Below are 14,924 nucleotides of genomic sequence, written 5' to 3'. Positions count from 1 at the left end.
CATGAACCCAATTCATTCCGAACACTTTACCCGCCAGTATGGCGACACAATGCCGATTGCGATTATCGGTGCCGGTTGTCGTTTCCCACGTGCGGCCTCTGTTTTTGAATTCTGGCGGCGCATTGCCGATGGCGAAGAGTTAATTTCACGTTTTGATGCGGAGGATCTGCGCAAGGCTGGCGTCGATCCCAGCCTGTTACAGCGCCCGGACTATGTTCCCGCCGCTGCGGTCGTCGAAGACGTTGACCGCTTCGAATGGGCATTTTTTGGCTATTCACGCCAGGAAGCGGAAAGTATTGATCCGCAGCAGCGACTGTTTCTGATGTGTGCCTGGGAAGCGCTGGAGATGGCCGGTTATCCGCCCGCCAGCCTGAGTGCGCGCACCGGCGTCATCGGATCCGCACGGATGAGCACTTATCAGCTGGCACAGCGCCAGGATGCCCAGCAGATTGTCTCCCCGCAGGTGTTCCAGAAGCTGATGGGTAACGACAAGGACTATCTCGCGACCCGCGTCGCCTACAAACTCGGGCTGCGCGGCCCGGCCTTTACCGTGCAGACCGCCTGCTCCAGCTCGCTGATCGCCACCCATCTGGCCTGCGAAGCGATTGCCAGCGGTGAAGCCGAGATGATGCTGGCGGGCGGTGCCAGCCTCAGCTTCCCGCAGCAGGCGGGCTACTTTTATCGCGAAGGCATGATCTTTTCTGCCGATGGTCACTGCCGCCCGTTCGATGCCGAGGCTAACGGTACGCTGGTCGGTAACGGTGCCGCCGTCGTGTTACTGAAACGCCTTGATCGCGCGCTGGAAGACGGCGATGCGATCCTGTCAGTGATCCGTGGCACCGCCATCAATAATGACGGCAATGACAAAGCGGGCTTTACCGCCCCGTCACTCAGCGGTCAGCGCGACGTGATCCGTGATGCGCTGGCAATCGCCGACGTCGCCGCCGATACCATCGGGCTGGTTGAAGCGCATGGCACCGCCACCCCGTTGGGCGATCCGCTGGAAGTCAGCGCGCTGACCGAAGCCTGGTCACCGTGGGCACCGCAACCGCAACAGACGGCAATCGGTTCGCTGAAAAGTAATGTGGGTCATCTTGATACCGCTGCCGGGATCGCCAGTCTGCTGAAAGCCGGGCTGGCAATCTGGCAGCGCCAGATACCGCCCAGCATCAATTTTGACCAGCCGAATCCGGCGATTAACTTCGCCGGTTCACCGTTCTATGTGCCGCAGCAGTTACAACCGTGGCAGGCGGGTGACACACCGCGGCGTGCCGCCGTCAGCTCTTTTGGGATTGGCGGCAGCAATGCTCATGCAATAGTGGAAGCCGCACCGCAGGTCAGCGCGCAACCCGCCAGCAGCGGTGCGCTAAACTTACTGCTCTCAGCGCGCAGTGAGGCCAGTTTACGTGCGCTGGCGCAGCAACATCTGTTGCGTCTCAGCGATCGCGAAGCGGATTTTGATGCCCACGCCTATGGCGCGACCAGTTTTTATCACCGCAGCCTGTTTAGCCATCGTCTGCTGCTCAGCGCGAAGGATGTCGATGGCTGGATTGCTCTGCTGCTGGATATCATCGAAATTGAGGATTATCCGCAACGCCTTAACGGCGAAGACGGTATCCGCGCCAGCGTTGCCAGCCAGGGGATTACGCCACCCGCTGAACTGCTTCACCAGCTGACCCGCGCCACCCCGGACTGGCGCGAGTGTATCGCCGCTACGGCACGGCGTGCTCTGCTACCGGTATCACCGTTTGCTGGCGAACGCTGCTGGCATCAGGATACGCAGCCGCAGACGCCCGCGGGCGACAGCTGGCAGGCGCTGTGTCAGAGCGGGCTGCGCACCGCCAGTGAACGCGCCGCCGAACTCGATCTGACGCTGCTGGAGGAAGAGCAGCGCTGCGTTGATGCCTTACATCAACATTACGTCAGCCAGATGTTGCAGCAGATGAATTTACTGCAACATCCACAGCAGTTTTGCAGCGTGACGCAGCTGATGCATAACAGCCAGATTCCGGCACGCTACCGCGATCTGATGCTGCGTCTGCTGCGCGATCTGGCGGCCAGCGGCGCACTGGTACAACGGCAGCAGGATGGCGAGAGCCGGTTCGGCAAACTGCGTCCGGCGCAGATCGATGTTGAGGGCTGGCTGACGCGGATGCGCGCCGCAGGCTATCAGCATCTGGCGGCATTAATTGCCCGCACCGGGCCGCAGCTTGGGGCGATGCTGCGCGGCGATATTGATCCGGTCAGCGTCGTCTTCCCGGCCGCATCGACCGCTGATGTTGAGCACATGTATCAGGAACAACCCTGGTCACGCTACTTTAATCAGATCGCCGCCCAGTCGATGGCGGCGCTGGCCAGCCACCGCGATAAACCGTTATCCATTCTGGAAATCGGCGGCGGCACCGGTGGCACTACCCACGATCTGCTGCGCGCCTTGCCGCCTGGTCAGTGTCAGCACTACAGCTTTACCGATCTTGGCCCGCTGTTTTTACAGCGCGCCAGGGAAAAGTTTGCCGCTTATCCGTTTATCGATTATCTGCCGTTTGATATGGAGCAACCGGCGCAGCAGCAAGGACTGCCATGCCAGCAGTATGACGCAATTGTTGCCGCTAACGTCCTGCATAACGCCGCGGATTTACGCCAGATGCTGCGTAATCTCGCCACGGTGCTGAAACCTGGCGGCGTACTGCTGCTGCGGGAGATCACCGCGCCGAAAAAACTGTTCGACTTTGTGTTTGGCGCGCTGGTTCCGCCGGTTACGGATACCGCTTTACGCCACGGCGAACTGTTTGCCAGCCAGCAGGACTGGCAGGCGGCATTACGCGATGCCGGATTTGTTCAGAGTGATGCCTTCCCGCCTGCCGACCAGCCCGCTGCGGCGCTGGGTGAGCAAATTATTGTGGCGCGGCTGCCGGAGCAAACCGCAGTCGAACAGACGGCCGGTGCGATTGAGCGGGTACTGGAATCTGCCGACGGATCGGAAAACACTATTCTGCATGCCGCGCTGAACGCGCTGGTGACGCCGCACCCTTGCCGCATCACTCAGGTGATCTGGCATTGCGATCCCTGTGGAGCCCGCTTACCGCTGACTCTCCGTCTGCAACAGCAGCACGCTTCTTTACAGGCGTTTATTGGCGAAACGCCTCTGTTTAGCGCCCGGCTGCTGGCGGCACGCGTCGCCGGGGTCGATGCCAGTCCGCGTCCGCCACATCTGCCGCAACCCTGGGCTCAACAAGGTGCGCTGTATCACTGGCAGTGGCAGCCGGTCAGTTTTGCGCCAGCAACAGATTCATTCGCCTTTCAACAGCTTACGGTTCCCGACGAGGCCGCCGCACAACCGGCGTTCTTTGCACAGTTGCAACAGCAACTGACGCAGCTTTCAGCAGGCGACACCTTGTTGCTGCATGCCAGTGGCGTGTTTGGCGATCATCCGGCCGCCTGGCTCCCCGGCTTACTGACGGTGGCGCGTCATGAATATCCGCAGTTCAGCATTAAGCTGGTCGACAGTCACGGCCTGCCGCAACCGCCGGATAACGCACTGTGGCAGCAACTGGTTGCCAGTGAGCATCAGCAACTGCGCTGGCAGCAAGGCCGCTGGCATCACGCGGTACTGTGCCGCACCCCGCTGCCTGCCGGGGATTATGCAATGCACGGTTGCCATCTGCTGATCGGTGGACTGTCGCCGCTCGGGCTGGCGCTGGCTGAACAGCTGGCGGCACAGGGTGCGTCAACACTGATCTGGCTGGCGCGCCGCGAACCGTTGCCGCATCAGCAACAGCAGATAGCTCAGCTGCGCGCCCGGGGCATTGAGATCGTGATCGACAGCGAGGCTGACGTCAGCAATCCATCGGCGTTTAGCGCGGCGCTGGAGCGGCTGGCACAACGGCATCTGCCGATTGCCACCCTCTGGCATCTGGCGGGCGAGGTAAACGACACGCCGCTGGCGCATCTTAGCTGGCAACAGTTGCAGCAAACGCTGGCGGTGCGACTGGAATCCGCCCTTCTGCTGGATCGCTGGCAAGCGCGCCTGCAACCGGCGCGCACCGTCTACTTCTCCTCCGCGGCGACCGTGTTCGGCCCACAGGGCCAGGCGGCTCATGCTGCGGCCTGTGGCGCGCTGGAAACCCTCGCCGGGCAACGCTGCCTGCGCGGCCATGACACGCTGGCAATAGCCTGGGGTTACTGGCAGATCACCGAATCCCACGCCCCACAGCTGGCGGAACGTCTGGCCGACGGCGGCATGGCGGCGCTGGAGACCGCCAGTGCGCTGGCGCTGTTGCAGGCCGCCTGCCATGGTCAGCATGCGGTGGTCGCGGCGATGCGCGTCGACTGGCAAAAACTCGCCAGCCGCCCACTAAGCCGCGATGACGCGCAGCGTTTTGCCGCGTTTATTGACGATGCAGCGTCTGAGGTCAGAAGCGCCCCGCCACTGCCGGAGCAACCACAGCTGGAGCGCTATCTGCGCGACACCCTCGCACGTCAGCTAAACTGTGCGCCTGAGCAGATCACCGCGGACAGTAATCTGGTGCAGCTCGGCCTTGATTCCCTGCTGTTCCTCGATCTGAATGAGACGCTGGGTCGCGATCTCGGCGTTAAGCTGAATGCCGAAAGCGTGTTCCGCGCCGCCAGCGTAAGGGAGTTGCTCGCCGCGCTACAGCAGCAGCTGGACGTACAACCGGATAACAGCTCGCTGCTGCGACGTGCGCTGGATGAGCTGGAAACCAGGCAACCGGGCTGGCTGGACCAACGCGGCGATATTCAGCGCCCGTTCGATCCCGCTTCCGCCCTGGCGCTGACGCCGCTGCAACGCCTGCGCTGGCAGCATCACACGCAGTCACCGCGACTGCTGTATGTTGAGTATGATAAACCGCATCACTTCCCGCTGGCTGCCTTCGAACAGGGCTGGCAGCGCCTGCTGGCGCGTCATCCGATGCTACGTGCCGCGATCAATTGCGAGGGGGAAATCACCCTGCCGGAGAGCATTTCTCCGCTGACGATGCAGCGTTACGACTGGCGTGAACTTTCGCCGGACGCGTTAGCAGCGCAGCAACTGGCGTTACGCGCCGCGCTGTCACAGCATCAGTTTGATCTCCAACAGCCGCCGCATATCCTGCTGGCAGCCAGCGACAGTGCGCAGGGCTACCGGCTGCATATCGTGCTGAATACCCTGTTGGTGGATATCGAAAGTTTCCGCGTGCTGCTGCGCGAGCTGGACAGTATGATTCATCAGCCCACTGCGCCGCTGCCGACGCTGGCTTTCACCCCGCAGGATTATCAGCACAGCCTGCTGGCGTTAGCCGCAACAGAAACCGCGTCTGTGCCGCACACCCTCCGCCCTGACGCCCCGGCTTTACCGTGGCAACCGGCCGCTGAGCCAGCGGAATTTGCCATCTGGCGCGCGGCGTTACCGGCGCAGCAGTGGTTACAGCTGAAAAGTCATGGCGAACAGCAAGGGATTAACGGCAGCGATCTGCTGCTGGCCGCCTGGGGACTGGTACTGCGTGACTGGTCAGGCAGTGGGGCGTTTACCCTGCGTCTGGACTTTACCGACCGGTTACCGCTGCATCCACATGCCTCGCAACTGATCGCCGATGCCACCACCGTCGCGCCGGTTCCGCTGGATCTGCCTGCGGCAGCTAACTTTAGCGCACTGGCGCAGCAGGCGGCCGATTGTCGCCAGCAACATCTGACGCAGCATCTGCCCGGATCCGTCGTCGAAGCCGACTGGTTGCAGTCGCTGCCGGTAGCCTTTACGAGCTTGCTGGGTGTGCGACAGGCCTATTCGATCCCGGAAACCTCCGATCCGTTGCTCGGCATGCCCACCTGGGAATACGCCGCCCAGCCGCTGACCCCGCTGCATTTACAGGCGCTGGAGGAAGAGAGCGCCCTGCTGTTTAATATTGATCTGCTGCGCGGCACGCTGCCGGAAGCGCTGGGTGAAATCGCCATGATGACGCTGCATCAGCTGCTGGAAACGCTGGCGCAACTGGGTGACGCCTGGCAGGCGCCGCTGGATGAGCTGCTGCCGGTGGATCCGCAGATTGTGGCGCTGGCACAGCAGGCCCGCAAGGAGGCGCAATGAGCCAGAAATTCCGCGTGGTGGTGTGTGGCACGCGCTTTGGCGAACACTATCTGGCGGCGCTCAGCCGCCAGAGCAGCGAATTTGAGCTGGTCGGCATTGTCGCACGCGGCAGTCAGCGCTCGCGTCTGCTGGCGGAAAAATTGCAGGTTCCGCTCTATCAACAGATCGGTCAACTGCCCGCCGGGATTGATATCGCCTGTGTGGCGATCCGCAGCCGGATCGTCGGCGGCGACGGCTCCACGCTGGCGGAACAGCTGCTGCAACGCGGCATCGCGGTATTGCAGGAGCATCCGGTTCACGCGGGCGATATCCGTCGCCTGCAACAGCTGGCGCAGCAGCACGGCACGCGTTATCACGTTAACAGCATGTATCCGGCGCTGCCCGCCGCTGCCTGCTTTATTGATTATGCCCGCCAGAGCGCCACGCGGCAGAAACCAGCGTTTATCGAGCTGACCACCAGCCTGCAACTGCTCTACTCTTCGCTGGATATCATTGGCCGCGCGCTCGGCGGTCTGGCTCCGTTTAGCTGCACCACGCCACCACTGCCGCCGGCGGGCAAACAGTGGCCGTTTCGCCAGATGCAGGGGGAAATGGCCGGGATTCCGGTCAGTATAAATCTGCAAACCACCCTCGATCCGCGCGATCCGGATCATCACAGTCTGGTGATGCATCGCATCACCGTGGGTGGCAGCGGCGGCAATGTCTGCCTGACGAACAGTTTTGGCCCGGTGGTGTGGAGCCATGCGATTTACGCCCCGGATTATCAGCAGGATGGCGTCGCTGCTTCATGGCTGTTGTCGCCGGAACAGCATCAGCAGTCGCATTACAACCAGCAGCCGACCGCGATAGTCTTTGGCCGTCCACAGGCACCGAATCTGATCGAGGCCACCCGACATGATTTTCCGCTGGCGATCCTGACCGCGCTGCGTGAGCTGATGGCGCAACCGCAGCCGTGGTGGCAACAGCCGGAATGGTGGCAGCAACATGGCGAGGCCTGGATTACGCTGATGCGCAATGCCGGCGCACCTCAGCTCAGCGCTTTCCCGCCGCCTGCGCCACCTTTCCCGGAACCCCGGCACTATGCCGCCCAAATTGTGATGGATAATCCCGATGGCAAATGATGCATACCGCGATCTCGCTGCGCTGCTGGAGGCCGCAGGTCTGGCTGAACATGCGCTGTTTCTTAACTGGGGCTATCAGCAGCCCGATGCCCCCGCCGTGACGCCCGGCGAGGCGCAGCGCCAGCTGGTGCTGCAACTGTTGGGCGATCAACCGGTGGAGGGTCGCCATGTTCTTGATGTCGGCTGCGGACGCGGCGGCACTGCGGCGCTGATGGTGGAAAAATGGCGGCCGCTAAGCGTCACCGGCATCGACCTCAGCAGCAGCAATATTCAGTTTTGTCGTCAGCGCCACCGCCAGCCGCGCCTGCGATTTCAACTGGCGGATGCCTGCCAGCTACCGCAACCCGATAACAGTATCGATATCGTGCTGAATATTGAGTCCTCCGGCGCTTACCCCGATCTGCTGGCGTTTTTCCTGCAAGTGTGGCGAGTGCTGAAACCGGGCGGCGACTTTTTCTACAGCGATATTTTCGCCCGACAGACGCGCGCGGATGTGCAGGAGGCGCTGAGCGCACTGGGTTTTGAACCGGTCAACAGTTACTCCATCAACCCGCAGGTGCTGGCAGCCAGGCGCAGCGCGGGCGATAAGGTGATTGATCGATTACAGAGCGCACTGCAACAGCAGCAGAGCGATACCGATATCGAACAATTACGCCACTATTTTGCCCTGCCCGGCACGCCGATATATCAGGCGCTGGAACAGGGTCAGGCGGATTATCACTGTTTCCACTGGCGCAAACCGTCCAACGGTTCGGTGGCTAATCCGTTACCGGAACCCTTGCTGACGGCATTACGCCAGCGCAGTCTGCAACTGGATCAGGCGGTGAATAGTCCGCAAAACCGCAACTTTCCGTTAGGAAAACCGGATGCGCAGGCGGCGCTAAACCTGTTTGCGCTGCCCTATGCCGGAGGTGGCGCATCGATTTATCGCGACTGGGGCAGCGCTGCGGACTGGCCGCAGCAGTGGCGTTTTTGTGCCATGCAGCTGGCCGGGCGCGAAAATCGTCTTGATGAGACGCCACACCGTCGCATGGAGAGCCTGGTGGCCGAGCTGGCGCAACAGATCGCGCCTTACAGTCATCGTCCGTGGGCGCTGCTGGGTTGTAGTCTTGGCTGTAAAGTGGCGTTTGAACTGGCGCGCCACTTTGCACGCCTGAACCGCGCGCCGCGCCTGCTGTTTCTGATGGCGTGCCCGGCACCGGATATTGCGCTGGCCAACCGGGTGTCGGAGTGCAGCGACGCCGATTTCAGCGCCGAAGTGCGCCGACTGGGCGGTACGCCGGACAGCATTTTACGCGATCAGGAGATGATGCAGACGGTGGGTAAAGCGCTGCGCGCCGACTGTGCGCTGGCGGAGCATTATCAGGCCGCCAGCAGTGTCACGCTGGATGTGCCTGCGGTACTGGTCGTGGCAGAAGACGATGCGCTGGTGCCGGTAGCCAGTATGCTGCGCTGGCAGCAGCACCTGACGGCACACACGCAGGTGAAACGGGTGCGCGGCGGTCACTTCTTCCTGCGACAGCAGCGGGACACGCTGCAACGCTGGCTGATACAGGCATTGCAGCCGCCGCTCGCGGCACCTGCGGTCAGTCCGGCGCGCTGGCTGCCGTTTGGCCTGCCGCAGCCCAATGCGGCGCTGCCGCTGTTCTGCTTCCACCATGCGGGCGGCAATGCCGCCAGCTGGCGTGAGTGGATCGAACCGGCGAGAAAACGCAATATGCAGTTGTGCCCGATAGAGCTGCCGGGTCGCGCCAGCCGTTTTGCCGAAAGTGCGCGCGATGATTTGACGGCGCTGCTGGCGGAACTGACGGCGGTGCTGACGCCACTTTGTCAGCGCCCTTATGCGCTGCTCGGCCACAGCCTCGGCGCACTGATCGCCTTTGAACTGGCGCAACGCCTGCCCGCCGGCACGCTACAGGGGGTCTTTGTCTCCGGACGCCGTCCGCCACATCGCCCGACGCCACCGCCATTGCGTCATCTGATGAACGACCGTCAGCTGACCGTGGAGTTGCAGGGTCTGGAAGGCACGCCGCCGGATGTGTTGCAACATGCGGAACTGCTGGCGCTATTTTTACCGGCGCTGCGTGCCGATTTCACCCTGACCGAACGCTACCGCTGCGACAACGCGTTGCAGGGGCTTGATTTGCCGCTACAGGCATTCGTCGGCGATAACGACGCGGAAGTCAGCGTCAGCAGCATGAAGGAGTGGCTGCGCTATGGCGACAGCAACAGCCAGCTGCGCAGTTTTCCCGGTGGCCATTTTTATCTGCAACAGCACCGGGAGGCGCTGCTGAACGCCATCGCCAGCCATCTTACTCCGCGCTAACGCTGCACTCCCGCGCGTTACGGTAGCGCCCCGGCGTTTCACCAAACTGACGCTGGAAGAAGCGCGTCATATGGCTGGCGTGGGCAAAACCGCAACGCACGGCGATATCATTTAACGACAGCGGACTGCTTTCCAGCAGCCGCTGTGCTTCCCGCAGACGGCACTCAATCACATAGTTCCACGGCGTTATGGCAAACATGGCGCGATATCCCCGTTTTAGCGCCATCTGGCTGAGTCCGGCCTGTTGCGCCAGCGTCTCAATACAGAGCGGCTGCGCGGCGTGCTGGCGGATATAGTCACGCGCAGCGATCAGCCGTTTGCGTTCGCGCTGAGGCAGACGCGCCAGCGGCACGGCTTTCAGCGCCAGCTGCTGGTGTTGTAACTGCCGTAGCGCCAGCCACAGTGCGTCAAGCGCCAGGCTTTCCAGATGTAATATCCCCACTGGCGAACGATCGTGCATGCCCTGTTGCAGCCGCTGCATCTGCCGCGCCATCTCTTCATTCAATTCACCCGACAGGGTCCAGGCCGGTTTACCGGGCGTTACCAATGCACAGGCAGCCACGCAGGCCATCAGCTCGGCGGAGAATTCGATAATCAGCAGCTGATAAAAGTGATGGCGCGGGAAAAAATCATAGCCTTCACAGGCGCTTTCCGCGCAGGAGAGCCAGAAAGAGTGCGGACGATAGTGCTGGACACTTTGCTGATTCAGCCGGAAATGCCCCGCGCCCTGTTGCATCAGCACCAGCGTCAGGTGCGCATCACTTGTGCTCCTGAATTCAACATCCTGCTCCAGCGTGGTTTGCACCTGCTTCAGCGTGATACGCGGTGTCAGTGGCAGACAGGTCAGTCCGCTCAGCGCTTTCTCGCCCAGGTTGTGTTCCGTCATAACCCCTCACAATGATAATGATTTTTATTTAGCTTTATCGTGCAATTTCCGACCTTAAGGTGCAACAAGTTTCGCCATCCGCTGACATAGACTCGGATTTTTACGCTTCAGGGATGCACACATGCACATTTATAAACTTACGCCTCTGATTATCAGCAGCCTGCTGATGGCACCTGCCGTTCAGGCTGCCGACTCACAACTTTCTGATAATGAACAAACTTTAGTGGTCAGCGCCAGTAAACAATCGCCGAAATCCGCGTCGGCACGAAACGTTTCTTCGGTGGTGGTCAGCGGGCCGGAACTGGAGGATGCCAATGTGACGCGCACCGATCAGTTGTCGCGCGTGCTGCCGGGTCTGAATATGGGCAACAGCGGCAGCCTGATTTTCCAGTCGGTGTCGCTGCGCGGCGTCTCATCGGCACAGGATTTCTATAATCCGGCCACCACTTTCTATGTCGATGGCGTGCCGCAATTGTCCACTTATGCGATGCAGGCGCTGAGCGATGTGGAAAGTGTTGAAATGCTGCGTGGCCCGCAGGGTACGCTGTACGGTAAAAGCGCTCAGGGCGGGATTATCAATATTGTTACCCGGAAACCGGACAGCACGCCGCGTGGCTATATTCAGGGCGGCATTGCCAGCCGGGAGGGGTATAACGGTAAGGTCAATCTGAGCGGGCCGATTCAGGATGGCCTGCTGTACGGCAGTGTCACCCTGCTGCGCGCCGTGGATAACGGGCCGTTTACCAACCCGGCAACCGGTAGCGACCATTTAGGCGGCTCGCGCAGCAATGTTGGCAATCTGCGCCTGCGCCTGGCACCGGACGATCAGCCATGGGAAGCCAATGTGGCGCTCACCGAAGAGTGTACCCACGCCACTCAGGATACTTATGTGCCGTTTGGCGATGTGAAGAGCCGTGCGCTGGAAATCAGCCCAGGTTCCGGCGATCCTCACCTGCGACGCTGCACCCACAGCCAGTCGCTGACTGGCCGCTACACCACTGATAACTGGGTGTTCAGCCTGATGAGCGGCTGGCAGCAGCAGAATTATGACCGTCAGTTCCCTTACACCGCCTACGTCGCTAACCTGCCGGAGCGCTGGAATCAGGATGTACAGGAGCTGCGTGCCGCCACGCAGGGCGACGGGCATCCGGTCGATATGGTGTTTGGCCTGTATCGGCAGAATACCCGCGAAAAGCTGGACTCGTCGTACAGCTATCTGGGTATGCCAATGACGCAGCTAAACTCGAATACCCGCGCCGAGACGCTGGCGGCCTACAGTGACCTCACCTGGCATGTGACCGATCGGTTCGATCTCGGCGGCGGCCTGCGTTACTCCCATGATAAAGCGAAAACCCGCTATAACGGCAATGCAATGGGCGTGGATTATGGCGATAAAAACAGTACCCGTGACGACCGGCTGTTAGGCCAGCTGTCGGCTGGCTACCAGTTTACCCCAGCGCTGCGCGGCTATACACGTATTGCCCAGGGCTATAAACCAACCGGCTTTAATATCACGCCAACCGCCGGTACCCTTGCCACACCTTACAACGCGGAGAAATCGATCAGTTATGAGGTCGGTACGCATTATGACGCGGGTGAAGTTAAGTTACAGGCGGCGCTGTTCCACACCCATACCAAGGATATGCAGCTCTACTCCGGACCGGTGGGTTATCAGACGCTGAGCAACGCCGGCAGCGCCGATGCCACTGGGGTTGAACTTAGCAACAGCTGGCAGTTTACGCCGGGCTGGTCATGGAATATCAACGGTAACTATGTGCGTTCCGAGTTTACCAGCGGCAGTGAGCTGTATCAGGACAAGAAAGTGCCATTTGTGCCGCGCTACGGTGCCGGCACCAGCGTGACCGGCACCATTGATACCGCATGGGGCGCCCTGATGCCGCGCATCGGTGTGAACCTGGTCGGGCCGCACTATTTCGATGGCGATAACGATTTGCGTCAGGGCAGCTATACCACCACCGATCTGCGCCTTGGCTGGCAGGCCACCGACCGCATTAACGTCGCGGCGTATCTCGACAATCTGTTTGACCGCCGTTATCGCACCTACGGTTTCCTCAGCGGCACCACCGCGCTGGCACAGGTAAACGAAGGTCGTACTGTTGGGGTCGATGTGCGAGTCGATCTGTTCTGATATTTCCCACGTGGGGGGTTAAGTCTAACCGCCCGTCACGTTTGATGCGGATTGCGGGGAGTGCCGAAAGGTATTCTCCGCTAACTGCTGATAGACCTGATGGCCACAATGTCGCATAAGAACTGGTTGAGCCGCCGTCAGAGGCAAAAACAGGGTATTGAACGGGCGCACATCTCACCGTAAAAATAACCGACGGCTGTATTGTGCTGGTTATCGGCAATGAGGAATTGGACGAGTTGAAGCATGAGCAGGAAGCCCTGCGCCAGCAACTGCGGGATATTAAGCTGGCTAACCGGGATATGAAAAATGCCGCAAAAGCGGCGCTCCGGGGGATCAGGGTTTAGCAGACTAAACACATAAAAATAGCCGCAAAGACCGAGTGATCTTTCCGGCTATGCATTTATACATTACATATTGCAGCTTCTATTTCTTTTTCAAGTTCAATGATGCTTTTTGCTGAGCCGGAATAAACTGGCTCATTCCAGTCAAAGTCTTTAATTAAAACTATTTTAAATTCGCCATTCTTGTTGAAAGATGGACGCCATCCCACATCCAGAAGATATCCATTAGAAAATCCTATCTGCAGCATATCTTCTTTTAAATCATCTAATTGCTCTTCAAGAGGCATAGCCTCATTAATAGGGAAATCATTAAAAGAAACCATCCCGCCTTTATCTAAGTAATTGACATTCATGACTTTGTTAACCTCAGACATTCTGCTAAAGATATTGGATGCCCATGAATAGTTCCTCCACTCTCTTCAACCCTAATCCATTTGCTATCTTTTCCTTCACTGGCACCGATAAGATCGTCCATTTCTTTAACTTTCCATGTTTTTCCATTAGTTACTGGAGTGCCATCTTTAAATACTGAACGTTCTAATGCTTCAATATCAATTTCTGGTTTATATTTTGCTGGCCCCGTTTTCGTGGATTTAAGTATATCTTTCCACGAATTATTTTTCGGAGGGAAATGTTTATAACCATGGTTAGTCCAATTAGGTTCAGTCGGAGTGCAAGTTAAACCAAGCGGATCGATCCACCCCAGCGGATCCGGCCCATAAGCATATAAATTCAGCCCACCCCGTAACCCGATCGGATCCGGCTGCGTAAACAAGCGCTCGAGGCTAAATAGCTGCGTGAAGCGGGACTGGAATCGTTTTATTATCGAATTCGGTGACCGGCTGAGCGATCACCTTTAATACGATGGCAGTTTCACAGAATTATTTACAGAGTCAGCCGGAAGGTCTTTCCGGCTATTTCTATGTAAACTATATTACATCGTATTGTACGTCCTTATGCTTTATATTAATAACAGCATCAGTGAATATAATTTCATGCATCAGAAAACCATCATCTGACAAAATTATCTCGTCAATCAACCAATCACCATGAGAATAATCATCAACAGGCCATTCGCATTTTTTCTTTTCTATTGAGTAAGAAAAAACATTAGAATAGGATAAACACATCCTATTGCCATAAGCACCTTGCAATAATAGTTTAATGTCTGTAACTCTGAAGTCACCTGAATTACTTTCTAGAATACATAATTTTTCTATTCTAGAATCGTGAAGACATTTGGGATCACGATGATCATAATGCCAACTTGCCATCATGTATTGCAATGCATTTTCAGGAACACTCCCTTTAATACTATCCACATAATCAGGATAGGCCGAACTATCCATTGTAAAACCATCATTATTCTCAGTAATTTTTATTACTTTCATATAATTAACATCCTGATCGACCACTTTTTCTTACTCTATCAGTATACTCTCTGACAGCCTGTCTACTCCCTGGAGCCCCCTTTTGAGGAAGCTGACCTGTTTTTATCAGCTCATCAACAGCAATACTATTCAAGGTATCAGAAACAGTCCTGGGTATTTTAACTTCACTGGCTATAGTCCTATGTTTATTAAAGAAACCGTCTGGACCATATATACCAACTTCTTTTCCATTAGGGGCATACACATGAACTTCGAATGACGTTCCGTTACCAATATTAAAACGATCAATTCTTCCCTTATATCCATCAGGCAAAGATAAAGGTGCCTTAGGCGCTAAACCCCAAGGATCAACCCACATTAACGGATTCGGCGCATACTGGTAAAGGTTAATCCCTCCCGCCAGCCCTATCGGATCCGGCTGCGTAAACCTCCCCATCACCGGATCATAATAGCGAAAAAGATTGTAGTGCAGCCCCGTTTCCCTGTCCAGATACTGACCCTGGAAACGCAGGTTCTGCGGCACCGCCAGCCGGCTCCCGCCGCCTTCATATTCCGTTTCGCCCCAGCTGCTGAACTGGCCGCGCCAGACCACGTCGCCCTCTTCGTCAGTCAGCCGCTCCGGCAGCCC

General features: G+C 58.2%; 8 protein-coding genes and 1 pseudogene. 4 read left to right on the top strand and 5 right to left on the bottom strand.

Going from position 1 to position 14,924, the window contains the following annotated elements:
- The first annotated feature begins 1 nt into the window (after position 1).
- Genes NG42_RS17300 through NG42_RS22490 form a run of 3 tightly spaced genes read left to right on the top strand, consistent with a single transcriptional unit; the run spans position 2 to position 9,529 of the window.
- The gene (locus NG42_RS17300; RefSeq protein ID WP_053116370.1) at positions 2 to 6,082 is read left to right on the top strand and encodes an SDR family NAD(P)-dependent oxidoreductase; all 6,081 of its coding nucleotides are present in this window, start codon (positions 2 to 4) and stop codon (positions 6,080 to 6,082) included.
- Entirely contained in the window at positions 6,079 to 7,203 is a 1,125-nt protein-coding gene (locus NG42_RS17295; protein WP_052901405.1) for a Gfo/Idh/MocA family oxidoreductase, read from the top strand. Before NG42_RS17300 ends, NG42_RS17295 begins: the two co-directional genes overlap by 4 nt.
- On the top strand, positions 7,193 to 9,529 hold the full coding sequence (locus tag NG42_RS22490; protein WP_082203903.1) for an alpha/beta fold hydrolase: 2,337 nt from the start codon (positions 7,193 to 7,195) through the stop codon (positions 9,527 to 9,529). Before NG42_RS17295 ends, NG42_RS22490 begins: the two co-directional genes overlap by 11 nt.
- On the opposite strand, the gene NG42_RS17285 is transcribed toward NG42_RS22490, so the two are convergent.
- The gene (locus NG42_RS17285) at positions 9,516 to 10,415 is read right to left on the bottom strand and encodes an AraC family transcriptional regulator (protein ID WP_053115998.1); all 900 of its coding nucleotides are present in this window, start codon (positions 10,413 to 10,415) and stop codon (positions 9,516 to 9,518) included. The genes NG42_RS22490 and NG42_RS17285 overlap by 14 nt on opposite strands.
- Positions 10,416 to 10,536: 121 nt before the next feature.
- Here NG42_RS17285 and NG42_RS17280 point away from each other — a divergent pair, with 121 nt between their 5' ends.
- On the top strand, positions 10,537 to 12,564 hold the full coding sequence (locus tag NG42_RS17280; RefSeq protein WP_052901402.1) for a TonB-dependent siderophore receptor: 2,028 nt from the start codon (positions 10,537 to 10,539) through the stop codon (positions 12,562 to 12,564).
- 400 nt (positions 12,565 to 12,964) lie between these two features.
- Here NG42_RS17280 and NG42_RS17275 read toward each other — a convergent pair whose 3' ends face one another.
- From NG42_RS17275 to NG42_RS23595, 4 genes and pseudogenes are all read right to left on the bottom strand, one after another.
- Positions 12,965 to 13,258 (bottom strand): hypothetical protein, encoded by a 294-nt coding sequence (locus NG42_RS17275; RefSeq protein WP_052901508.1) that lies wholly within the window; start codon positions 13,256 to 13,258, stop codon positions 12,965 to 12,967.
- Positions 13,255 to 13,677, bottom strand: a pseudogene (locus tag NG42_RS22165) (RHS repeat-associated core domain-containing protein); the annotation flags it as partial. The gene NG42_RS17275 and the pseudogene NG42_RS22165, both read right to left, overlap by 4 nt.
- A gap of 157 nt (positions 13,678 to 13,834) precedes the next feature.
- The gene (locus NG42_RS17270; RefSeq protein WP_052901397.1) at positions 13,835 to 14,296 is read right to left on the bottom strand and encodes a hypothetical protein; all 462 of its coding nucleotides are present in this window, start codon (positions 14,294 to 14,296) and stop codon (positions 13,835 to 13,837) included.
- A gap of 4 nt (positions 14,297 to 14,300) precedes the next feature.
- Positions 14,301 to 14,924: RHS repeat-associated core domain-containing protein (locus tag NG42_RS23595; RefSeq protein ID WP_241488374.1), on the bottom strand; the 624-nt coding region annotated here is incomplete at its 5' end.

Origin of the sequence: Winslowiella iniecta, assembly GCF_001267535.1 — a bacterium.
Classification (GTDB): Bacteria; Pseudomonadota; Gammaproteobacteria; order Enterobacterales; family Enterobacteriaceae; genus Erwinia; species Erwinia iniecta.
Note: the sequence above shows the minus strand (reverse complement) of the source record. Positions and strands in the feature narration are given on the sequence as shown.